Here is a 22176-nt window from a genome sequence, read left to right as displayed (position 1 = left end):
TTACGATGAATTCGACACAATTAAAGTACAAGATTGCTACCGAGCCATGGGAATTCGAACAGGTCCATGCGCTCAATTATCGTACCTTTACAGAGGAAATTCCACAGCACGAGACCAATCAGGAGCGTAAAAGAATAGACAGGTTCAATCAAGAAAATACATATATTATCGGCCTGGATGGGGATATGGTCGTTGCAATGATCGCCATCCGCTCAGTCAGGCCTTTTTCACTTGATGAAAAAATAGAGGGACTGGACGACTATCTGCCTCCTCATGATGCCAAATGTGAGATCAGATTACTGGCAGTAGAAAAAGCCTATCGTGATAGTTTCGTATTTTTCAGGCTAGCAGAAGCGCTTATTCAATACTGTCTCGAAAATGGATTTGATATGGCCGTTATTTCCGGCGTCTTACGGCAGCAGAAGCTGTATAAGCATATGGGATTCGTTGCTTTCGGACCGTTGACTGGATCAGGAGATGCACAGTTCCAGCCGATGTATGTGACGGAAGAATTGTTCCAGCGCAAAGCGCGGGCTTTTCAGCGCATTTTTTTGCAAAGCCAAGATTCGATAAGTTTCTTGCCAGGTCCTGTTCCAATGGCTGATCAAGTAAAAAGGGCAATGGGTGAAACAGCATGTTCCCACCGTGCACCTGCGTTTCTTGATCACCTTCATCAGCTGCGAGGGCGGTTAAAAAGTCTGACACATGCAGAGCATGTCCAAATAATGCTGGGTACCGGGACACTAGGAAACGATGCCGTTGCCGCTCAGTTGCGCACACTGACTGAGCAGGGCCTGATTCTTGTTAATGGAGAATTTGGATCGAGGCTGACAGATCATGCGCAGCGGGCGGGTCTGCATTTCAACACAGTGGAAATACCTTGGGGTGAAAGCTTTGATTATGAACACATATTGGCAGAGGCAGAAGCTTGTGATGCCGCCTGGATATGGGCTGTCCATTCGGAAACCTCAACCGGTGTGCTGCAAGATATAAATCAGCTGAAGTACATAACGAAGAAGACAAACAGCAAGCTGGTTCTGGATTGCTGCAGCTCCCTCGGCAATGTACCACTTGATCTGCGTGATGTGTTCCTTGCCACCGCTGGTAGCGGAAAGGGTGTAGCATCCTATGCTGGTTTGGCTTTCGTCTTCTATCATCATACAATAGAAATTTCTAACAGCATTCCGCGCTATCTGGATCTGGGTCTGTACCATACATATGATAGTACGCCGTTCACGCATTCTTCTAACTTGATCAAAGCTTTGTCTGCTGCAATCGATCAATGGGAAGATGCAAAACTGCTACAGCGGGTCAGTGAGTTGACGGATATACTAATTAAGCATTGTAGAGAGAAGGGACTGACACTCTTAGCAGATGCAGCATATGCGCCTGGCATCGTTACTATCGTTCTGCCGAAGGAGCAGCGTGCGGATATCGTTGGCCGGGAGCTTGCCCGAAAAGGCTGCTTGATCAGCTGTAATAGCAGTTACCTTATCGAGCGAAATTGGGTGCAAATTTCCGTCATGGGACATCATGAGGAAAAGGATTTGGAGCGTGTGACAGATGCGCTTGCTGTTCTGATCGGAAAGAAGGAAACAGTCGTCTGATGAACTTTTTTGCTACCGCAAAAGGATTCTGTTCGATAGGGGCAGTTCTCCTTTTATTAAAAATGTATCTTATTTGTATCATCTATTTTGATTTACCTTTATATGAACCATTTGATTACATTCAGCTATTTCTGTCCTGTTTGTCGTCGGTTGCCGTTTTATTTGTCTTGCTGTATCTATTTGCCAGGAAACTGCGCGCTGGCGCCTACCTTATTTTACATATCATCATAACTGGTATTCTGTACGGGAATTTGCTGTATTTTCGTTTTTATATCGACTTTGTGACACTGCCTATTCTTTTTCAGTTCAAAAATGTCGGGGGACTCAGTCAAAGCACTGCTGAATTGATGGATCCACTGGACTTACTGCTTTTCGCAGATGTCGTGATTCTTCTTTTATGGTGGATCTTTAAACGTCCGCATTCCCTACCTTTCAAGTGGAAACGAAAGGGTATACTCACTGTGAGCACTGCGCTATTAATAGCCATCAATGTCGGCTGCTCTTTTATCGGCGGAGGAGACCAGCATGATGGCAGTTATAATCGGTCAGCAATGGTGAGCACATTAGGACCAGTATATTATCACGGCTATGATATTTACCAAACGGCGCGCGCAGAGCTCAGCAGTACGTTTGCTACAGAACAGGATTATAAGAAGGCAGCAGCGTACTTAGAAGCTGCCGACACAGATATCACATCAGAATATTTTGGCGTTGCAAAAGGCAAGAATGTCATCTTAATTAACTTGGAATCCACACAGCAATTTGTCATCGGCAGAGAAGTGAAAGGAGAGGCAATCACTCCTTTCCTGAACAGCTTGATGGGAGAAAGTTTCTATTTTGATCAGATTTATCACCAGACTGCTCAAGGAAAGACCTCGGACGCTGAATTCATGTTCGATCAGTCTTTCTATCCGCTTACAAGCGGATCTGTCTATGTCAGGCGGCCGGAAAATGAGTTTATTGCTATGCCTGAAATCCTTTCAAAAAACGGATACCATAGCGCTTCGTTTCACGGCAACGTCGGCAGTTTCTGGAACAGGGAGGAAGCATATGATGCTTTTGGCTATGATGATTTCTTCTCAAAGGATTCTTATCAAGTTTCCGAAGAAAATTCCATTAATTACGGTATAAAGGATAAGGCATTCCTCGAGCAATCCATGCCTTATCTTGTAAAACTGAAGCAGCCGTTTTACAGTAAGTTCCTGCTGCTTACAAACCATTTCCCATTTCTGTTGGATGAAGAGGATATATTTATAGAGGGAGCAGACACAGGTCTGGATGTCGTGGACCGCTACTTCCAGACAGTTCGATATGAGGATGAAGCACTTAAAGAATTTTTCGGTGAACTAAAACGCACCGGATTATACGAAGATTCCATCATTGTACTCGTTGGTGATCATTATGGTATATCAGAGAACTATTATGATGGAATAGCATCGTATTTGGATGAGGATCTTTCGACACCGGAAGAGCTTGACTTACAGCGGGTCCCGCTGATCATACACGTACCTGGACAGAAGGGAGAAACCTTCCATAGTCCTGGAGGGCAGATTGATATCCAGCCAACCATCTTGCATCTCCTTGGCGTGGATACGGCTGCTTATCCAAATTTCGGCCAAGATCTGCTAGCTCCTGATCGTGATCCATTCGTTGTTTTCCGAGATGGTGATTTTGTTTCAGATGATGTCATCTACACAAAACAGCTTTGCTATGATAAGACTTCAGCTGAACAGTCAAAAATGGAAAAATGCTCTCCATATTTTGAAAAGCGTAATAAAGATTTATATTATTCAGATGCTATCCTGAATGGTGATCTTCTTCGTTTCGCTGATTGACGAAATCCGGTTCCTATTATGGGAACCGGATTTTTGTTGGTGTGAATTCATAAATTATTACGGTATCCATTACCTTAACTGCTTATTTCTGAATTATAGTTTCATATTTACATAATCTTTCCATCATGGTATTGTGTAAAAGGTCAATTCATACTTAGTTGATTGGAATTATATAATTTTATAAGGGGGATGATTTATTTGGACTTATTCACAGTTGTGAACATTATTATTCTTTTAGCCTTAATCGGCGTACTCTTTTACATGCAAAAGAATCATATTTCCTTTTCCAAACGAGTACTGACCGGATTGGGCCTCGGTATTGTGTACGGAGTTATACTGCAGTTAGTTTATGATCCGGCTTCTGAAACCATCGTCATGACAAATGATTGGTTCGGGTTGGTGGGAAGCGGTTATGTGAAGCTTTTGCAGATGATCGTCATGCCGCTAGTTTTCATATCGATTGTAGCTGCTTTCACGAGACTAGAGAAGTCTTCTAATCTTGGAAAGATAAGCGGACTTGTGATCGGTACACTGATGGTAACAACAGCAATTGCAGCTGCAATCGGTATTGCAGCTGCTGCAGGTTTTGATCTGAAAGCAATTGATATAACTGCCGGTGATGCGGAAATAACACGCGGTGAAGATTTGGAAACAAGCTTAACTGAAGTACAAAGTACGACAGTCCCGCAAAAAATATTAGAATTCCTGCCTGCTAATCCTTTCTTGGATTTGACAGGAGCAAGACCTACTTCCACGATTGCAGTTGTTATTTTTGCAGCATTTGTCGGGGTAGCTTACCTCGGGATAAGGAGAAAGACTCCTGAGCATGCTGCTTTCTTCCAAAAATTAATTGAAGCATTGCATAGTCTCGTCATGCGTATCGTTACATTGGTATTGCGTTTAACGCCATACGGCATACTTGCTTTGATGGCAAAGACAGTCGCAGGCAGTGATTTTAATGCAATCGCAACGTTAGGTAAATTTGTTATCGCTTCTTATGTCGCGCTGATTGCGATGTTCGTTGTTCATCTAATTGTGCTAGCTGTTTTGGGACTAAGTCCAAAGCAGTATCTTAAAAAAGTCTTTCCAGTACTGGCTTTTGCCTTCACTTCCCGTACGAGTGCCGGTACCCTGCCGCTAAATGTTGAGGCGCAGCGAAATAAACTGGGTGTACCAGAGTCAATCGCCAATTTCTCGGCATCATTTGGTATCACAATCGGACAAAACGGATGCGCTGGAATCTATCCTGCTATGCTTGCGGTTATGATTGCGCCTTCTCAAGGTATAAATCCTTTATCACCGTCATTCATTGCAACACTAATACTAGTTGTTATGATCAGCTCATTCGGTGTAGCAGGAGTAGGCGGAGGAGCAACATTTGCTTCTTTGATTGTTCTTTCTACAATGAATTTGCCAGTAGCTTTAGCTGGTGTATTAATATCGGTTGAACCGTTGATTGATATGGGGCGTACAGCACTCAATGTTAGCGGATCGATGGTATCAGGACTTGTTACCAGCCGAACGCTAGGTGAATTGGACACAAAAACATATGCTTCCAATGAAACACCAACGGAAAACATGGCACGTTAAAGCTAGTTTATCGCTATATTATACGAAAAAAGCCGCCTCCATCTAGGAGCGGCTTTTTTTATTGGAATGTGATATCTATAATATGGTCGAATGGAATGCGGATAGGATACAAGCTATTCTTTGTATCCAAAAGTAAGTATTGCTCAAACTGCTTCAGCCCTGTAACGATGCCTGACGCATGTTCCACATTGGGTCCTTTTCTGTACAACATATTGGCTTTCGTTTTACCTACCTGGATATAGCGCACCTTTTGTTCTAGTTCTTCCAGCTGCTGCTCATCCATGATCGGCGGCTTGGCTTTTCCAATATCTCTTCCCATCTGCTGCAGCATCTCCACATGCTCAGGAAGCATTAAAGATGTCCACTTGATTTTTCCTCGATCATTCACCATACGTCATTCCTCCTGTAAATAGTATAATCGAACGTATGTTCTTTTTCAAGTGACAGAGAACGCGCGTTCGTATATAATGAATATATGAATGATACAGAAAGCAGGGATCTTAATGGAAAGAGCCGCATTGGCAAAATTCGTTGAGCAGCAGGTTACAATAATTTATATGGCAAAGGACGGTTCCTTGACGAAACGCCAAGTAAAGATCGAACGAATCAATGAAGCATCCGTAACAGGGTATTGTTATTTGCGCAAGCAGCTGCGCACCTTCCGTATGGATCGAATTCTTGCCATCCAGCCACAGCGGAACATGTGGCGTATGTCCTCATGATACCTGTCATTCACCTGCTATCTCCATCCTGAATAAAGTATTGAGGGTTAACCCAGGAAAAGGAGAACATGTGATGACGATCTTGTACGACAGCTGTGTTACTGAAAATCACCCCAAGACTTCTTGGCAGCAAGAAGCAATACTTGCCTTCCATAATAAATTATCCGATCAGCAATCCCAGTTCCCTTGCATACCGGCCACGGTAGGGCATAGGCTTGGTCAATTCCGTTATGGATTTGCCGTTGATCCAACAACAGAAGATGCAGCTAAACAACTGGCGGATTTTCTGCACACATACGGACAGCAAGCAAAGGAATTTGGTTCTTATACTTCCCTGATAATATTCTTTGATACAACAAAACAGCAGGAGCAACACCTTGATGTACCTGCTTATTTCAATATTTTTTGGAATTTGCTCAGCAAAACGACAGCCCACGATTCACAGAGCTGGCCAATGCACATCCCAAATGATCCTGCAAATGCATTATGGGAATATTGTTTTGGCGGAGAGCAATATTTCATGTATTGTGCCACGCCAGCGCATTCTAATAAGAGAAGCCGAAATTTCCCTTGTATGTTGTTAGCCGTAACGCCAAGATGGGTGCTGGAAACATTCGAATCGAAACCGAAAGCTGCAGCTGGCATCAAACAGAAAATTCGGGAACGGATCCTCAAATACGATTCTAGTGACATTCACCCTGATTTGAATGCATACGGCAATAAGGACAATCTTGAATGGAAGCAGTACTTTCTCCATGATGACAATAGCTCTCCCTCCAAATGTCCTTTTCATAGAAGAAAGCAAGATTAGCAGTTTCCTACCGGTTCTTCCCATACCACCCTTTTCTAAATCATGCTAGAATAATAGCAGGAGGAATTCGTATGAAACTATTGCATACCGCTGATTGGCACCTTGGTAAGATCGTCAACAGCGTACATATGACAGAAGATCAAGCTCTTATCTTGGAGCAGATCAAAACGATAATTGATAGAGAACAGCCTGATGCGATCATCGTAGCAGGCGATTTATATGATCGGGCTATTCCGCCCCGCGATGCAGTGGAACTGCTGAACAATACATGGAACTGGCTGATCGGGGATAAGGAAATACCTGTATTGTCCATCAGCGGCAACCATGACAGCCCGGATCGTCTCGATTTCGGCAGCCAGCTGTTTAAGGCGAGTAAGCTGTATATCGAAACGAAGCTGCGGCCTGGTATGATTCCAGTCACACTGGAAGATGCACATGGCCCTGTGCATTTTCATCTTATTCCATATACGGAGCCTGCTGATGTACGTGCATTCTTTGGAGATGACAGCATTACTACTCACCAGCGGGCGATGGAGCGAATCGTTTCCTATATTACCGATACGTATGACATGGCAGAACGTCATATTTTTGTTGGACATGCCTTCCTGGCAGGCGGTATGGAATCAGATTCAGAGGAACGGCTCTCGATGATCGGCGGAAGTCCGTATGTGGATGCTGCTCTTTTCCAGCCGTTTACGTATGCGGCGTTTGGTCATTTACATCAAGCACAGCGGATCGGCAGTGACCATATACGCTACAGTGGGTCGCCGCTCAAATATTCCTTTTCGGAGGCAAATCATAAGAAATCAGTGACGATTGTGGAGCTTGATGCTGCTGGATTCCAATCATTTCAAAAGATTGATCTTACACCAGAACGGGATATGCGCATTGTGGAAGGATATTTTGATGAATTGATGGAAGGAGCAGCAGGAAATCCCGACGATTATTTGCATATACGTCTACTGGATGACGGGCAGCTACTGGATCCAATGGGAAAACTCCGCAAACTTTACCCAAATATTCTTCGATTAGAACGTAAGGCAAAGGTTGGAGCCAGTTCAATGTCCGACATCAAGCAAATTAAGGAAAAACAGCGCTTGTCGCATATGCAGCTGTTTGCTGCCTTTTATGAGGAAATGAAAGGTGAAGCCATACCAGAACACCGTCAGACTCATATGGAAGCGGTCATCCAGCGTCTAGTCGAGCAAGAGAGGAGAAGCTGATATGCGTGCCATAACATTAAACATGACCGCTTTCGGTCCTTATCATAAACCGCAGACGATCGATTTTCGAGAACTAGGAGCAGAATCTATCTTCCTAATTACTGGTCCTACCGGAGCAGGGAAGACAACGATCTTTGATGCGATTTGTTACAGTTTGTATGGACGCGCCAGCGGAAGTGACCGTGATCAAGATTCCCTTCGCAGCCATTTCGCAGCGCCAGGTGAAACGACGGAGGTACGCTATCGTTTTGCGCTCCGCGGTACGGAATATGAAGTTATTCGTTATCCAAAGCAGCAGAAAAAGAAAGAACGCGGAGACGGGTTTACGGATGATCCGGCAAGAGCAGAATTTTATGAGTGGAAAGATGGAAAGCAGGTACTGATCACCTCCAGGATCAAGGAAGTGAACGAGGCAATTGAAGAGAAGATTGGACTCGATTATGAACAATTCCGTAAAATGATCATGATTCCTCAAGGGGAATTCCGGAAACTCATCTCTGAGAATAGTAAAGAACGAGAAGAAATTCTCCAACGCATTTTCCGCACGTACTTTTATGAACGAATGACAGATGCGCTGAAGGACGAAGCCAAACAATTAAAGGAAAGTTTGCAGCAGACGGAATGGAAAGAACAGCAGCAGATCAGCAAAATCGAATGGCGTACACAGGAGCCCGCTGAGACAGACAGTGTACCCGAGACAATGCAGAAGCTGCAAATAGAGCTTGATGCTATTACAGAAGCTGTTAGCCAAGGCGAACTGGAACTTATACAGCATAAGAATATTTGGCAGGAACGCCAGCAGCAATATTATGAAGCAAAGCAGCTTCTTGACACGTTCAAACAGTTAGAGCAAGCGCTCGTTCAAAAAGAACAGCTTGAGCAGAAACTTCCTGATATAAAACAAAAACAGCAGCGTCTTCAGGATATGGAGCGCGCAAACCGCTTAGTGCCGTATGAGCAGCAGCTCGTCACCCGTAAACAGGAGTGGCAGCGTCAAGCAAAAGCCCAGCAAGAGACGAAAGAAAGAAAAGATCTGCTAGAGAAGCAGTATACCGCTATCTCCTCTTCTTATACAAAAGCAAAAGAACTGGAACCGCAGCGGAAAAGCCGGCAGGAACAACTGCAGCTGCAAAAACAGCAGCTTGAAAAGTGGAAAGAGTATGAGAAGCAGAAACTAGAATTAACACGCATTCAGAAGATGCTTGAAGATAAGCAGCGGCGTTTGCATATGTTAAAAGAGTCACACACAGAGAAGAAAAGCCAGCAAAATAAACTGGAACAAGACTTAAGCCAGGAAGCCGTACTGATTCAAGCGTTCTATGAGGAACAGGGAATACTAGAGAAACTTGAACGACAATTAGAAGAAGCTGCGCGATTGAAAAATGCTTTCAACCAGTTACAAGAAATGCGCACCGTTTATCAGCAGACCAAACAACTGCTGCAGGAAAAGGAAAACATTGTACAGCAACTGCGGCGTGACATTGCCGAGATGGAAGAAGCTCAGGCGGCCCACCACGCTGCACATCTTGCCGGACAGCTTGCATCTGGTGAACCTTGTCCAGTATGCGGATCCACCGAGCATCCATCACCGGCTCAGACTACAACGCATATCCAATCATTTGAGATGCTGAAACAAAAGAGAATGATGCTTGAAGATGCCCAGCGTGCATATGATGAAGTACAGAAAAAATATGTAGAAGCAAAATCGAATGGGCAAGCCATCCGCCAGGTGACAGATGAGCTATACCGTAACATTACCGGAGAAGCTTCTTATGATCAGGCAAAACTGGATGGATTAAAACAAGATATACAAACGAAAAAGGATCAAACAACTAGCTCCCTTCGTGCTAAGCAAGCAGAGCGCAAGCAGCTGGAACAGAAGAGACAGACACTTGAGCAGCTTAAACAAACGTTTGAACAAGAGCAAAAGGCCGCAGAAGAGCTCCAAAACGATCTGCGTACACTAGAAGAAACGTACACTCGCGCTGAGGCAGAAATAAGTTATCAACGCAAACAACTGCCTGAAGTACTGCAGGATCACTCTGAGTGGGAACATCAAATCAAGCAAGAAGAAGCTGCAATCGAAGCGGCAATTAACGAATGGGAAGCATTGCAGCATCAATTCGAGGAAATATCCAGAAGCAGACAGCAAATTGCAGCTGCTCTGGAATCAACTGCAAAATTCACAGCAGATTTGGAGCAAACTTACTTACGGGAGGAAAAAAACTTTCTCGCTAAGCTCGAAGAAGCAGGGTTTTCTGATACGGAATCTTTCAATAAAGCCAGCGGTTCGGAGCTGGACGTAAGAAAGCTTCAGGAAGAATTGGAACAGCATGAACAGCAGCGCCGCAGTGTTTCTGAACAGATCGAATCACTGCTCAAGCGAACCGATAAAAAGGAAAAGCCAGATTTAAATCTGTTTGAGCAAGCAGTGATAGAAGCCGAGAAAGTATTCGAAGCAAAAAATAGCAGCTTGAATATGGCAAAAAGCTACGCCTCTCATCATGAAGATATTAAGACTTCCTTATTGCGTCTTCAGGAAGAAGCGGCAGAGCAAAAAACACAGTATTACGATATTGGCGAACTAGCCAATTTGGCAAAAGGAGATAACAGTCTGCGACTTTCCTTTGAGCGCTATGTTCTAACCAGCTTCTTGGATGAAATCATTCTTCAGGCAAATATTCGATTAGAGGAAATGACAGATCACCGCTATCAGCTTAAACGAAGCGGACAAATTGCCAAACGAGGTGCCCAAAGCGGATTGGATCTTGAAGTAATTGACCATCACACTGGACAAGAACGCCCAGTTAAGACATTATCCGGCGGTGAGGGCTTTAAAGCAGCATTATCTCTAGCTCTTGGGATGTCTGATGTAGTTCAAGCGCATGCAGGCGGTGTTGAACTTGAAACCTTATTCATTGATGAGGGCTTTGGTACACTGGATGAAGTGTCACTTGAGCAGGCGATTGACAGTTTGAAAGGATTGCAGGCAAGCAATCGTGTACTCGGCATTATTTCTCACGTACCACAGCTGAAAGAAGAGATTCATACAAAACTGCAGATTGATACTTCACCGACGGGGTCATCTGCTAAATTTATTTTCCAATAAGGAGGAAGACAATTTGGGAACACCAATCAATTTTGAAACAGTTCTGCGTACAGAAGGAAAAGAAAAACGAATTGACAGCAAAGAAAATATTTTTCAGCTAAAACTGCAGGGATATCATATATTTCCCCTTCATCAACAGATTGATATCAAGCGTGCGAAAGATACCGACGAAATTGGCAGAGCAATCATTGTCGAATTGACGTTGAAAGAGGAGCAAACTATTTGTACGTATCAGCTTGTTTCGTTATCAAGCGTCAATTAACGACATATTATCCTGCTATAAAAGGAGATAGAGGGGGAATTTTGCGCTTGCCCGGGAAATAGGAGCTGAAAGAGGGAAATATATTGCCTTCATACGGAATAGAATGGAACAAAAGACTTCTTACTTGCGTAGACTGGTAGAAATATTGACGTGAGAAGAGGTATGTGAATGGCAAGAAATCTATTCGGTCCTTCCGCTTTCGGGCGACGAGGGCAGCCACCTGTAAGAAGGGACCCATTTCTTTCCCATCAAAGAGTTGCACCGCAGCCTCAGCCTCAGCGTACATCAGGCGGTTTGCCTGGTGTTCTGCAAAAGATTCTGAGACGTGGAAGCAGAGGCGCACAAACTGGGGCGAGGGCAGCTCTTCCTGCTAGCAGCAGTTCTTCTGGAGGAGTATCGTTACTTGACATGCTGAATCATACACAAAGCGCACTAAGAGCAGCTGAGTCCTTCATGCCGATGGTACAGGAGTACGGACCGATGGTGAAGAACTTGCCTTCCATGTTTAAAATGATGAAAGCTTTGAAGGACATTAACTTTGACGAAGACGATGAGGAAACAGCATCTGAGACAGAAGCAAAGGATGAGAATCAGGATAAGGATAAAAGCGAGGAAGGCAACAAGTCCTTGACTCCTATCTCTAAGGAAGAAAAAGCACCACCTCAACAGAAACTGAAGAAAAGCGGATCTGGATCTGGAAAGTCCCTTCCGAAAATGTATATTTAAGCGTGCTACTTGATTTTTTTCCGCAAAAGAGGAAAATATATAGCATACGATGAAGGAGGGATTTATTATGGCATTACAACACGCTACCTTTGCAGGTGGCTGTTTCTGGTGCATGGTCGAACCATTTACGGAGCGCCCTGGGATCGAAGCAGTAGTTTCCGGGTACACAGGCGGCGACAAACCAAATCCCACATACGAGGAAGTGTGCTCGAACACAACTGGTCATGTCGAGGCCGTTCAAATTACTTTTGATCCAGATATTTTCTCTTATGAGAAACTGGTAGAAACGTTTTGGCAGCAGATTGACCCGACAGATGCTGGCGGTCAGTTCCACGACCGTGGAGAATCATACAAAACAGCAATCTTTTACCATGATGAACAGCAGCGGCAAGTGGCAGAGGCATCCAAAGCGAAGCTGCAGGAGAGCGGACGTTTCCAGAAGGATATCGTGACCCCGATCCTGCCTGCCAAGCCGTTTTATCCGGCAGAAGAGAAACATCAGGATTATTACAAAAAGAACAAGTACCATTATAAGATGTACAAGCGTGGTTCCGGTCGGGAAGATTTCATCAAGCAGAACTGGTCTCCTAAAAAGGACAAAGCGAAGCTGAGAGAAACTTTGACTCCGATCCAATATCATGTTACGCAGGAGAATGGCACTGAGCGTCCTTTCGAAAACGAGTATTGGAATAATACTGAAGAAGGAATCTATGTGGATGTCATATCCGGCAAAGCATTGTTTTCTTCAAGAGACCAATATGACGCTGGCTGCGGTTGGCCAAGCTTTACAAGACCGCTTGATTCCTACGAAGTGAAAGAGAATATGGATCTTTCACACGGAATGGTTCGGACAGAAGTAAGGTCAACTGAAAGTGATTCGCATCTTGGTCATGTGTTCGATGATGGTCCTAGAGCAACAGGCGGACTGCGGTACTGCATGAACTCTGCAGCAATGAAATTTATTTCTGTCGATGAGATGGAAAAAGAAGGTTATGAAGAGTTTTTATATCTCTTTAAGTAAATAAATACAGTAACAGCTTTGCTCTTGTTCGCTTACACGATGGAACAAGAGCATTGTTTTGGACGAGGAGTATGAGAATGGATTCTACATTATGGATTGAATATGGCTGGATTCTTTTAGTATTGATTGGACTGGAAGGATTGTTAGCAGCCGATAATGCGCTTGTTATGGCGCTTATCGTAAAACATCTGCCTGCTGAACAGCAGCGCAAAGCTTTATTATATGGTCTGGGAGGGGCGTTCATTTTCCGATTCGCTTCCTTGTTCTTTGTCAGCTTCTTAGTGAACATTTGGCAAATCCAGGCTTTAGGTGCTCTTTATCTACTATATATTTGTATATCGAACCTTATTAAACTGAAGAAAAACAGCGGAGAGGAAGATGGCGAGAGTCCGTTTAGCAAAAAGAACTCCGGATTCTGGATGACAGTATTAAAAGTCGAATTAGCGGATATCGCTTTTGCAGTGGACTCTATTCTTACTGCAGTTGCACTTGCAGCTTCTCTATCGGCTACACCACTCCCACATATCGGCGGCATGGATGGCGGCCAATTCCTAGTTGTATTAGCAGGCGGTATGATAGGTCTGATTCTAATCCGAATCGCGGCTTCTTATATCGTAAAAATCCTGGACAAGCGTCCTGGACTTGAGGCAGCTGCATATCTAATCATCGGCTGGGTAGCAATCAAATTGGCTATTCACACATTGGCTCATCCTGCTTTAGAGATCATTTCAGAACATTTCCCTGAGTCTACGGGCTGGAATGCTACATTCTGGATAGTGATGGCTGTTATTGCCATTACCGGCTGGTTCTATAAACCTAAAAGCGAAAGGGTCTGACTTCAATGGGGGAAAACGGTCAATTACGTTCCATCCTGAAGTCTTATCTGATTGCCTTGATAGGCGGCGGCCTTTTCACTTTGCTGCATTTGCCGCTTCCTTGGATACTCGGTCCGGTAACGGGCCTTCTACTTTCCAAAATCTTCTGGAATAACCGGACAGCTGCATCACAGCCGCTTCGTAAAGTGAGTTATTGGCTGCTCGGTATCCAAATCGGTAACACGTTTACGGTGCATACTTTCCATAATGTACAGCCTTACCTATTAATCTATACGCTTTTGACATTATTATTAATTGTAATTTGTATGGTCAATGCTTATTTAGTCAGTAGATGGGTGAACGTGGATATGAAAACAAGTATGCTCGGCAGTATACCTGGCGGATTGTCTGCTGTATCGGCGCTGAGCGAGTCCATGAAGGCTAATACCGGACTTGTGACGATATTCCAGACAATTCGCCTTGTCAGCATTTTATTCATCATTCCGTTTGCTGCTACGCATTTGTTTATGGATGCAGGGAGTCAAGCAGCAGTACAGCTGCCGCAGACAGAGCAAGGAGCTTGGTGGACAATCGGGTTATATGTTGTCATGTACATAATTGCCCGTCTGACAAACAGATTCATCCCGTCATCGCTTGTTATCGTCCCTATGCTGCTCACAGCAATACTGCAAGTAAGCGGAATGCATTTATATCAGTTTCCGCATCTGTTTTTTGTCGCAGCACAGTTGACAATTGGCGTCTATTTAGGTCATTCTATTTCTATAAGAGATTTAAAAAAAGCTGGCAGACTTTGTCTCTATTATACTGGTCTGTCTATACTTCTTATTTTACTTTGCTTCGGGCTTGGCTACCTGTTCAGTTTGTTTACATCTTTAAATATGGCTACTTCTGTGCTCAGTATGGCACCAGGAGGACTCGTCGAAATGGCGCTGACAGCCCAGACGACTGGCGGAGACCCATCCATTGTCAGTTCATTGCAGACAATAAGGCTGCTTTTGGTCGTACTTGTCCTGCCGCTACTGCTGCAGTGGACGTTACCGAAGCTTGAGAAACATCAACGAAAGGAAGAAACGTAATGATCCACAAACATTGGCAAGATACAGAAACAATTAAACAAGTGGAATGTATCCACACTAACGCAAAAAAATATGTCGTGAATACGACTTTGACACCAGGAAAAATCTATGATGTTAAAAATGAAACAGAAGAATTCATTTTTATTATCGACAATACAAACCGCGTCGGCGCTTTCCGGAAAGATTATTTCAAGGAAGTGTAATAATTTAACAGAGTAAAGGCTAACCTAGTAGAGGTTAGCCTTTTTTGTTAGCTAGTATTTCCTATGCTTGTAATTGTCCGATGGTTAACCGATAATAAAGCTAAGCATAGCTAGAAGGAGATGGGGCTTGTGAAAAGGATTATTCTTGTTCGTCATTGCAATGCACAAGGACAGCATAAAGACTCGCCGCTAACGTATGAAGGAATTAATGAAGCCCGATTGCTTGCTGCTTTTTTAAAACGGCTGGACTTTCCAATCCAGCGTATCCTCTCCAGCCCCTTCTTTCGGGCCGTCGAGACAATTAAGCCTTTCGCAGATGCAGCTGATGTACCAATTGAGCTAGACCGCCGGCTGCAGGAGCGAATTTTGAGTGAAGAACCTGTTGACGATTGGCTGGAAGTATTGGAAGAATCGTTCGCCGACTTTGATATGCGGCTGCCCGGCGGTGAATCATCAAATGATGCCAGAGTCCGGGTACGTGCACTACTCGATGAACTAGAAGCAGAAGAGAACCTGGAAAACGTTGTTCTGGTCACGCACGGAAATCTTTTGGCGATCCTGATGAAGGAATTCCAGACTGATATTGGATTCTCTCATTGGAAGGGCTTTTCTAATCCAGATGTTTTTCTCGTGCAGCGCACTGGTGGCAGTTATATGGTTGAACGCATCTGGAATGTTTAAATAGTATCACTTGTGAGTATAACCATTAAAATGGTACAAAGCTTTTCATAAATTTCATCGACTTGGTCAAGGGGCAAGGGATTTTGTCCTTTGCCCAGTTCAATCGTGAAACCAGGCCGCTGATAGGAATCAATAAACCAATCTTTGAACCCCGCGTAATTATCGAGCTCCTTAACACCTCTGTATCCGCTGAGCTGTTCGATCTGAGCCACTAGCTCTTCGGTTGAAGGCGGCTCTTTTTCCTCAAAGCTCCAATAAATTTCCTCTCCTTGCGTATGAAGCGCCACGACAGAATCATAATCTTCTGCTTCTACGAGTTCATACATACCGATTGATTCTGGTTCTGTCAAAGGCGTGAGGCCTGGAAAGTCACGAGGCCCAGGCAGTTTCGGTTTTCTCAGTTGCTCATATTCCCACTTGGCAGGATATTGTTTATTCAAATCCACACCTGTTATATTCGCCTTCCAACCTTGAAAGTCGTAAGAACCTTCGTTCAGGAAGTGCGCCAGTTCTTCATAGTCATACGCAGCCTTACTACCGTGAATAACAAGATCAACACCATCCGGGTTAACCATCGGTACAATAGAAAGCGTCACGTCACGATATAATTTGCTTGCAGGGTGCCCGAAAAGCTTTTTATCATGGGTAACAGCAAGTAAGTACTCATTTACGAAGCGCATAAGAGCTAAAGAAGTAATCCACTCATTACCGTGGAAACTCGCATTTATATGGATTTTTTTCTTCCCTTTGCCAATTTGGAGTTCTGTTACTGGTTTTCCCAGTACCGATTTGTATACTGTACGCATACGTAAAAATGGAAAAAGCTGTTGAAGTGCTCTTATATCTTGAAGGCAAGCTGCATAATCATATTGCTGGCGGAAGCATGTTACTGGATAGGTCACTCGCTGCGGGAGTAGGAGCTTAGCACCTGCAGGGAAATAAGATGCGTTATACAATAGATGAACTAGTCGGAGCGGAAGCTTATAAGCAGATGCAAATACATCATCTGTCATCTCCTTATCGAGTGTAACGGAATTGGGAGCATAGCCAGGGACCTGAATAGGCTGCTGTGATTTTACATGCGTGGAAAGAAACGGATTTGCAGCGAACAGGACATACGTCGGGAGGTGGAATAATGTTGCCACCGTGCTTAACTGACAGCCTTCTTGCAGTGTTATTTCCATCTGAATAGCCTCCTTTGCTACAGTGTATGTCAAGTATGAAGTATTTAGGCTGAACGGGCAAGCTGTCAAATATTGAGTACGCCCGTTGTTATTATCGAATATTGTTGTTATAATTTGAATCGATAGGGTATAAATACATATAGTTCGTTGTATTTTGCGAAGTCGCAGTATACCTGGATAAAAACCGTGTCGAATGACCGGTTCATTCATAGTAGTAGAGGAGGCTGTACACATGGCTTTTGTCATTACTTCCCCATGTGAAGCGGAAAAAGCGGGCGAATGCATGGAAGTTTGTCCGGTTGACTGTATCGCGGAAGGAAAAGATATGTTCTATATCGATCCTGACATCTGCATCGATTGTGGTGCATGTGAAGCGGTATGCCCAGTTGAAGCAATCTTCATGGAAGATGAGGTTCCAGCGGAAGAAACCCCGTATATCGAAATCAACCGCAAGTTCTTCCAGGAAAACTAAGCAGATCCACTGCCAAGAGGCAGTGGATTTTTTTGTTTATCTTCTCCTCAAATAGGTTAAGTGTAACAAAAAAGGAGTTGTCGCTATATGTCGACTGGCAAGCATGAATCTTATTGGATTGATACAAGCGCTTTTCCGAACTATGAGAAGCTGCAAGAGGATACGGAAACAGAGGTTTGCGTAGTCGGCGGAGGCATTGCAGGAATTACGACTGCTTATTTACTTACAAAAAAAGGCTATAAAGTCACTTTAATTGAGGCATTAAAACCTGGTCACGGTACAACAGGTTATACGACTGCCAAACTGACAGCCCAGCATGACTTAATCTATGATCAGTTGATTAGTAAATTCGGTGAAGAAACTGCCCGGATCCACTATGAAGCAGCAATGGAAACAATCGATTTCGTTAGGGAAACAGAAAAAGAATTGCAAGCAGATTTTCAATTAAGTGTTGAGCCTGCCTACGTCTTCACTGACGAAGAGAAAAACGTAAGCCAAATTGAAAAGGAATGGAAAGCATATGAGAAGCTTGGCATACCAGGAGCTTTGGAAGATGAAATAGCTTTACCGGTTTCTGTACAAAAAGCAGTAAGAATGGATAATCAGGCACAATTCCATCCGCTTCTTTTCCTTCAAGCAATGGCAGAGTATATCAGCGCGCATGGAGGCCGTATCTACGAAGATACCCGTGCAGAGACGATTGAAGAAGGTGAACCAGCTACGGTTAAGCTGAAGGATGGTGGAAGTGTAACAGCTAAGCATGTGGTAATAGCCACTCACTTCCCATTTTATGATTTCAAAGGAGCTTACTTTGCACGTTTGGATGTTGCTCGATCTTACATTGTTGCAGGTAAAAGTCCACGTGATTACCCAGGCGGCATGTACATCTCTATAGATAGCCCATCCAGATCTGTACGAAGTGCCCGGGATAAAAATGGAGATACGATATGGCTCATTGGCGGTGACGGACATCGCACTGGTAAAGGAACCAACATGAAGGAGCATTATAGCAATCTTCGTAATTGGGGCCGATCCGAATTTGATATAATTGATTTTGATTATAACTGGTCCTCCGAGGACTTTATGAGCTTGGATCAGCTCTTCTATATCGGTCGTATAACGAAACGAACACAAAATCTTTATGTAGCAACTGCCTTCCGCAAATGGGGAATGTCCGGAGGTGTAACAGCAGCTAAGGAAATCACCTCTTTGATTGAAGAAGGCAAAAGCTTGTACAACGATATTTATGATCCAGCTCGGCAAGATGTTGCAAAAGGAATCGGTTCATTAGCTAAGAACATGGTCGAAGTAAGTAAGGAGCTTGTATCTGGCAAGCTCGAGAAAACAGATAAGAGCATTGAAGAGATGGACCGGGGAGAAGCAGGGAAAATACGACAGAACGGAAAACTGGTGGGAATATATAAAGATGATGAAGGTACTGTCCATAAAGTAGATACAACATGTACTCATATGGGCTGTGAAGTGCACTGGAATGATGCAGAGACAACCTGGGATTGTCCTTGCCACGGCTCCCGCTTCAGAGCAAGCGGTGAAGTAATTGAAGGACCAGCAGTAAAAGACTTGAAAAAAGTAGATTAAAAAAACGCTCGGCTCCTATGCCGGGCGTTTTTCGTTTACCTTACTTCAAAACGTTTAAAGCCTTGCTGTTTTTCTAAGTATTTTAAATCTACTTGTTTCACTTTTACAAAAGAATTCGGACCTTTGCGAATCTGCTGGATGAATTGTTCCACCCGGTCTGGATCTCCCTCTGCATCAACTCGGACAGTACCATCTGCTTCGTTCCGAACAAAACCTACTAACTCCAGATTTCGGGCGATTTCTGCAGCAGAAAGCCGAAAACCGACACCTTGAACTTTTCCGCCAACTACCATCTGTACACATTTCATCTCTATACCGCCTCCTTGCAGAACGTCTTCCCTGATAGCGTATACAAAAAACGTCTGATTAACACATCATTTATTTGGCAAAAATGGTGCTATTACAACAGATGGAGTGATAATCATGACACATAATAAAAGCTATTGGCGGGAGAAGACGGAGATTCCGCAATTTGAATCACTCCGTTACGATACGGAAAGTGACATTGTCATTGTTGGAGGAGGTATAACAGGTGTTGTCACAGGCTATATGCTAGCCAAAGAAGGTCGGCAGGTCACCATTCTGGAAGCAGACAGTCTATATAGCGGAACTACAGGTTATACGACAGCTAAGCTAACTGCACAGCATGGGCTCATTTATGATGAATATATCCAGCATTTTAATACCGACACAGCTAAGACACATTATGAAGCATGCATGGATGCTATAAAGTTTGTCAAAGAGTCGACCTCTGCGCATAGTATCGACTGTCATCTAACGGAACAGGACGCTTATATCTATACAAAGGAAAAGCAGAACATCACTAAACTAGAAAAGGAATATGAAGCATATCAGAAGCTCGGAATACAAGGAGAATTGACTGATTCGATTCCGCTTGGCTTTGACATAGAGAAAGCATTGACTATGAAGGGCCAATATCAGTATCATCCGTTGAAATTTCTTAATGGTTTGCTGAAAGTGATTCTTGATAATGGAGGCAAGATATACACAGATACACCAGTCGACACTATCGAAGAAGGACAGAATCCTGTTGTCGTTACAAAAAGCGGATTGAAGATCAGCTGTAAAAAGGTAGTCGTCGCTTCTCATTTTCCATTCTACGATGGTAAAGGCTTTTACTTTGCCAGATTGTATCAGGATAGATCTTACGTTGTAGCTGCCAAACCAAAAACGTCCTATCCAGGCGGCATGTATATCAATGCAGATACACCTTCCCGGTCTATACGCAGCATGGAAACAGAAGAGCATGGCACGTTACTTCTCATAGGGGGGGAATCCCACCGTACAGGCGAAGGCCATCCAGAAGAAACATACTACAAGGAACTAACCGACTTCGCTGCATATATGGGCACAGAGACTCCTATTTATATGTGGTCTGCACAAGATATCGTTACATTAGACAATCTTCCTTATATAGGACATATCAGCAAAGGCAACGATAATATCTTTGTCGCAACCGGCTATCGTAAATGGGGAATGACAAGCAGTATCGTTGCAGGTCTTGAAATCAGTTCACTGATTACAGCAGGAGTCAGCCGCTACAAAAATATTTATCAGCCATCGAGGTTTCAGGCTGACCCGGATTTGGGTAGTGTAACTAAGAATGTTATGGAAGTGGCGAAGGAATTTGTACTTGGTAAACTGGAACAGCCGTATGAGTATGTACCGAACCTAAAACGGGGCGAAGCGACCAAAGTGCGGTTTAACGGTCTGCTGCTTGGTGTGTATAAGGACGAAAGTGGAGAGATTCACCAAGTCGATACAACTTGTACCCATATGAAATGCGAAGTCAATTGGAATAGTGCCGAATCCAGCTGGGATTGTCCTTGTCACGGATCACGTTTTTCTGGAACAGGAGAAGTTCTTGAAGGTCCAGCGAAAAAACCACTAAAAAAATTGGATCGTGGGCTGAACAGTTAACAACTTGTTTACACATTCTCAAATCTTCCTTAACATCATATTGTTTTTCATTGCAGCATCGTTAGCATATAATTGTTAACGAACGTACCAAGAAATGTTGATGTCACAGGAGGATGAGTCATGAAAATTGTTGTAGCTGGTGGAGATGGTTTCTGCGGATGGCCGACAGCGCTTTATTTGTCAAAGCAAGGTCATGAAGTAGCAATCGTCGATAACTTAGTAAGACGTAAGTATGATGAAGAATTACGATCCAATTCCGTAACACCAATCTATTCCTTGGAAGAGCGGGTCGCGAAGTGGAAAGAGAAGACCGGCAAGGAAATCAAGACATACATAGGCGACTTGAATCATTATGATTTTCTAGCGGAAGTATTCCGTCAGACGCAGCCTGAGGCATTCGTTCACTTTGCGGAACAGCGCTCAGCTCCGTATAGCATGATTGATCGTGAGCATGCAGTATATACGCAGCAGAATAATGTGATCGGAAACTTGAATGTACTTTATGCAATCAAGGAATTCGCTCCAAATTGTCATCTGATTAAGCTTGGTACGATGGGAGAGTACGGCACCCCAAATATCGATATTGAAGAAGGCTATATTGAAATAGAACATAAAGGCAGAAAGGATAAACTGCCATTCCCGAAACAGCCGGGATCTTTCTATCACTTATCTAAAGTGCATGACAGTCATAACATCATGCTTGCGTGCAGAATCTGGGGCATTCGTGCAACAGATTTAAACCAAGGTGTTGTATATGGCCTTCATACAGAAGAAACAAAACTTGATCCGGTTCTAGCAAATCGTTTCGATTATGATGGTGTCTTCGGTACAGCATTGAATAGATTCCTCATTCAGTCAGCTACTGGCCATGACATCACTGTTTATGGCAGCGGCGGACAGACACGTGGCTTCTTGAATATTACAGATACAATCCGTTGTGTGGAAATCGCTGCAGAGAATCCAGCAGATGCTGGGGAATTCCGGGTATTTAACCAATTTACAGAAAGCTTCTCTGTGAAGGAACTTGCCGAGAAGGTGCAGAAAGTAAGCCGGGAAAAAGGTCTTGATCCAGAGATTAAATCTATCGAAAATCCAAGAGTGGAAGCAGAGGATCATTACTATAATGCGGTGAATACAAAGCTTCGTGATCTTGGTCTCGAACCTAATCTGCTTACTGACGATGTGCTTCGTGAAATTCTGGAGACTGCTCTTGAACATAAAGATCGTGTCATCAAAGAAAATGTGCTTCCTACGGTTACGTGGAAATAGGATAACACA

At 43.7% G+C, this 22176-nt stretch carries 21 protein-coding genes; 18 read left to right on the top strand and 3 right to left on the bottom strand.

Annotated features, from left to right (window positions below):
• The first annotated feature begins 5 nt into the window (after positions 1-5).
• The 3 genes from GZ22_RS07765 (at position 6) to GZ22_RS07755 (ending at position 5032) form a co-directional block, all read left to right on the top strand.
• On the top strand, positions 6-1607 hold the full coding sequence (locus GZ22_RS07765; RefSeq protein WP_038560809.1) for a GNAT family N-acetyltransferase: 1602 nt from the start codon (positions 6-8) through the stop codon (positions 1605-1607).
• Positions 1607-3442 (top strand): LTA synthase family protein, encoded by a 1836-nt coding sequence (locus tag GZ22_RS07760; RefSeq protein WP_051748118.1) that lies wholly within the window; start codon positions 1607-1609, stop codon positions 3440-3442. The genes GZ22_RS07765 and GZ22_RS07760 overlap by 1 nt, the downstream gene beginning before the upstream one ends.
• Before the next feature lie 189 nt (positions 3443-3631).
• Positions 3632-5032, top strand: coding sequence for an L-cystine transporter (locus GZ22_RS07755; RefSeq protein ID WP_038560807.1), 1401 nt, complete (start codon positions 3632-3634; stop codon positions 5030-5032).
• 58 nt (positions 5033-5090) lie between these two features.
• On the opposite strand, the gene GZ22_RS07750 is transcribed toward GZ22_RS07755, so the two are convergent.
• A complete protein-coding gene (locus GZ22_RS07750; RefSeq protein ID WP_051748115.1) occupies positions 5091-5423 on the bottom strand; it encodes a YolD-like family protein in 333 nt (110 codons plus the stop codon).
• Between the two features lie 112 nt (positions 5424-5535).
• Between GZ22_RS07750 and GZ22_RS07745 the strand changes: the two genes are divergently transcribed.
• The 11 genes from GZ22_RS07745 to GZ22_RS07695 all read left to right on the top strand — a co-directional run bounded on the left by GZ22_RS07745 (position 5536) and on the right by GZ22_RS07695 (position 15702).
• On the top strand, positions 5536-5754 hold the full coding sequence (locus GZ22_RS07745; RefSeq protein ID WP_038560806.1) for a WYL domain-containing protein: 219 nt from the start codon (positions 5536-5538) through the stop codon (positions 5752-5754).
• 73 nt (positions 5755-5827) lie between these two features.
• A complete protein-coding gene (locus GZ22_RS07740) occupies positions 5828-6565 on the top strand; it encodes a YqcI/YcgG family protein (RefSeq protein ID WP_038560805.1) in 738 nt (245 codons plus the stop codon).
• Between the two features lie 71 nt (positions 6566-6636).
• The gene (locus GZ22_RS07735; RefSeq protein WP_038560803.1) at positions 6637-7788 is read left to right on the top strand and encodes an exonuclease SbcCD subunit D; all 1152 of its coding nucleotides are present in this window, start codon (positions 6637-6639) and stop codon (positions 7786-7788) included.
• Between the two features lies 1 nt (position 7789).
• Positions 7790-10897, top strand: coding sequence for an AAA family ATPase (locus GZ22_RS07730; protein ID WP_038560801.1), 3108 nt, complete (start codon positions 7790-7792; stop codon positions 10895-10897).
• 13 nt (positions 10898-10910) lie between these two features.
• Positions 10911-11159 carry a DUF2584 family protein gene (locus GZ22_RS07725; protein ID WP_038560799.1) on the top strand — a complete coding sequence of 83 codons (249 nt, stop codon included), beginning with the start codon at positions 10911-10913 and terminating at the stop codon, positions 11157-11159.
• 168 nt (positions 11160-11327) lie between these two features.
• Entirely contained in the window at positions 11328-11885 is a 558-nt protein-coding gene (gene vrrA, locus GZ22_RS07720) for a VrrA/YqfQ family protein (protein WP_038560797.1), read from the top strand.
• A gap of 67 nt (positions 11886-11952) precedes the next feature.
• Complete coding sequence (gene msrA / locus GZ22_RS07715; RefSeq protein WP_038560794.1) at positions 11953-12906, top strand: peptide-methionine (S)-S-oxide reductase MsrA; 954 nt, start codon at positions 11953-11955, stop codon at positions 12904-12906.
• 77 nt (positions 12907-12983) lie between these two features.
• Complete coding sequence (locus tag GZ22_RS07710) at positions 12984-13742, top strand: TerC family protein (RefSeq protein WP_038560791.1); 759 nt, start codon at positions 12984-12986, stop codon at positions 13740-13742.
• Positions 13743-13747: 5 nt separating this feature from the next.
• Complete coding sequence (locus tag GZ22_RS07705) at positions 13748-14818, top strand: AbrB family transcriptional regulator (RefSeq protein ID WP_038560788.1); 1071 nt, start codon at positions 13748-13750, stop codon at positions 14816-14818.
• Entirely contained in the window at positions 14818-15021 is a 204-nt protein-coding gene (locus tag GZ22_RS07700) for a DUF6501 family protein (RefSeq protein WP_038560785.1), read from the top strand. Before GZ22_RS07705 ends, GZ22_RS07700 begins: the two co-directional genes overlap by 1 nt.
• Before the next feature lie 120 nt (positions 15022-15141).
• Positions 15142-15702 (top strand): histidine phosphatase family protein, encoded by a 561-nt coding sequence (locus GZ22_RS07695; RefSeq protein WP_407705170.1) that lies wholly within the window; start codon positions 15142-15144, stop codon positions 15700-15702.
• On the opposite strand, the gene GZ22_RS07690 is transcribed toward GZ22_RS07695, so the two are convergent.
• Positions 15699-16886, bottom strand: a complete 1188-nt coding sequence (locus GZ22_RS07690; RefSeq protein ID WP_038560779.1) for a M14 family metallopeptidase — start codon at positions 16884-16886, stop codon at positions 15699-15701. The genes GZ22_RS07695 and GZ22_RS07690 overlap by 4 nt on opposite strands.
• A gap of 232 nt (positions 16887-17118) precedes the next feature.
• Here GZ22_RS07690 and GZ22_RS07685 point away from each other — a divergent pair, with 232 nt between their 5' ends.
• Entirely contained in the window at positions 17119-17358 is a 240-nt protein-coding gene (locus GZ22_RS07685) for a ferredoxin family protein (protein WP_038560776.1), read from the top strand.
• Between the two features lie 87 nt (positions 17359-17445).
• Positions 17446-18957 carry an FAD-dependent oxidoreductase gene (locus tag GZ22_RS07680; RefSeq protein WP_038560773.1) on the top strand — a complete coding sequence of 504 codons (1512 nt, stop codon included), beginning with the start codon at positions 17446-17448 and terminating at the stop codon, positions 18955-18957.
• A gap of 35 nt (positions 18958-18992) precedes the next feature.
• On the opposite strand, the gene GZ22_RS07675 is transcribed toward GZ22_RS07680, so the two are convergent.
• Positions 18993-19265 carry an acylphosphatase gene (locus GZ22_RS07675; RefSeq protein ID WP_038560770.1) on the bottom strand — a complete coding sequence of 91 codons (273 nt, stop codon included), beginning with the start codon at positions 19263-19265 and terminating at the stop codon, positions 18993-18995.
• A 115-nt stretch (positions 19266-19380) separates the two neighbouring features.
• Between GZ22_RS07675 and GZ22_RS07670 the strand changes: the two genes are divergently transcribed.
• Both GZ22_RS07670 and GZ22_RS07665 read left to right on the top strand, forming a co-directional pair.
• Positions 19381-20898, top strand: a complete 1518-nt coding sequence (locus GZ22_RS07670; protein WP_038560767.1) for an FAD-dependent oxidoreductase — start codon at positions 19381-19383, stop codon at positions 20896-20898.
• Between the two features lie 120 nt (positions 20899-21018).
• Positions 21019-22167: an NAD-dependent epimerase/dehydratase family protein gene (locus GZ22_RS07665; RefSeq protein WP_038560764.1), complete on the top strand. Its 1149-nt coding sequence runs from the start codon at positions 21019-21021 to the stop codon at positions 22165-22167.
• Positions 22168-22176: the final 9 nt, after the last annotated feature.

This window comes from Terribacillus saccharophilus (assembly GCF_000725365.1).
Lineage (GTDB): Bacteria > Bacillota > Bacilli > Bacillales > Amphibacillaceae > Terribacillus > Terribacillus saccharophilus.
This window is presented reverse-complemented; position numbering and strand designations above follow the sequence as displayed.

Bases quoted from the DNA above. Each gene is read 5' to 3' on its own strand.
- GZ22_RS07730 (WP_038560801.1), top strand. From the start codon at position 7,790: ATGCGTGCCATAACATTAAACATGACCGCTTTCGGTCCTTATCATAAA.
- GZ22_RS07685 (WP_038560776.1), top strand. From the start codon at position 17,119: ATGGCTTTTGTCATTACTTCCCCATGTGAAGCGGAAAAAGCGGGCGAA.
- vrrA (WP_038560797.1), top strand. From the start codon at position 11,328: ATGGCAAGAAATCTATTCGGTCCTTCCGCTTTCGGGCGACGAGGGCAG.
- GZ22_RS07710 (WP_038560791.1), top strand. From the start codon at position 12,984: ATGGATTCTACATTATGGATTGAATATGGCTGGATTCTTTTAGTATTG.
- GZ22_RS07760 (WP_051748118.1), top strand. From the start codon at position 1,607: ATGAACTTTTTTGCTACCGCAAAAGGATTCTGTTCGATAGGGGCAGTT.
- msrA (WP_038560794.1), top strand. From the start codon at position 11,953: ATGGCATTACAACACGCTACCTTTGCAGGTGGCTGTTTCTGGTGCATG.
- GZ22_RS07735 (WP_038560803.1), top strand. From the start codon at position 6,637: ATGAAACTATTGCATACCGCTGATTGGCACCTTGGTAAGATCGTCAAC.
- GZ22_RS07745 (WP_038560806.1), top strand. From the start codon at position 5,536: ATGGAAAGAGCCGCATTGGCAAAATTCGTTGAGCAGCAGGTTACAATA.
- GZ22_RS07695 (WP_407705170.1), top strand. From the start codon at position 15,142: ATGGGGCTTGTGAAAAGGATTATTCTTGTTCGTCATTGCAATGCACAA.
- GZ22_RS07670 (WP_038560767.1), top strand. From the start codon at position 19,381: ATGACACATAATAAAAGCTATTGGCGGGAGAAGACGGAGATTCCGCAA.
- GZ22_RS07665 (WP_038560764.1), top strand. From the start codon at position 21,019: ATGAAAATTGTTGTAGCTGGTGGAGATGGTTTCTGCGGATGGCCGACA.
- GZ22_RS07675 (WP_038560770.1), bottom strand. From the start codon at position 19,265: ATGAAATGTGTACAGATGGTAGTTGGCGGAAAAGTTCAAGGTGTCGGT.
- GZ22_RS07680 (WP_038560773.1), top strand. From the start codon at position 17,446: ATGTCGACTGGCAAGCATGAATCTTATTGGATTGATACAAGCGCTTTT.
- GZ22_RS07750 (WP_051748115.1), bottom strand. From the start codon at position 5,423: ATGGTGAATGATCGAGGAAAAATCAAGTGGACATCTTTAATGCTTCCT.
- GZ22_RS07700 (WP_038560785.1), top strand. From the start codon at position 14,818: ATGATCCACAAACATTGGCAAGATACAGAAACAATTAAACAAGTGGAA.
- GZ22_RS07755 (WP_038560807.1), top strand. From the start codon at position 3,632: ATGATTTATTTGGACTTATTCACAGTTGTGAACATTATTATTCTTTTA.
- GZ22_RS07765 (WP_038560809.1), top strand. From the start codon at position 6: ATGAATTCGACACAATTAAAGTACAAGATTGCTACCGAGCCATGGGAA.
- GZ22_RS07690 (WP_038560779.1), bottom strand. From the start codon at position 16,886: ATGGAAATAACACTGCAAGAAGGCTGTCAGTTAAGCACGGTGGCAACA.
- GZ22_RS07705 (WP_038560788.1), top strand. From the start codon at position 13,748: ATGGGGGAAAACGGTCAATTACGTTCCATCCTGAAGTCTTATCTGATT.
- GZ22_RS07740 (WP_038560805.1), top strand. From the start codon at position 5,828: ATGACGATCTTGTACGACAGCTGTGTTACTGAAAATCACCCCAAGACT.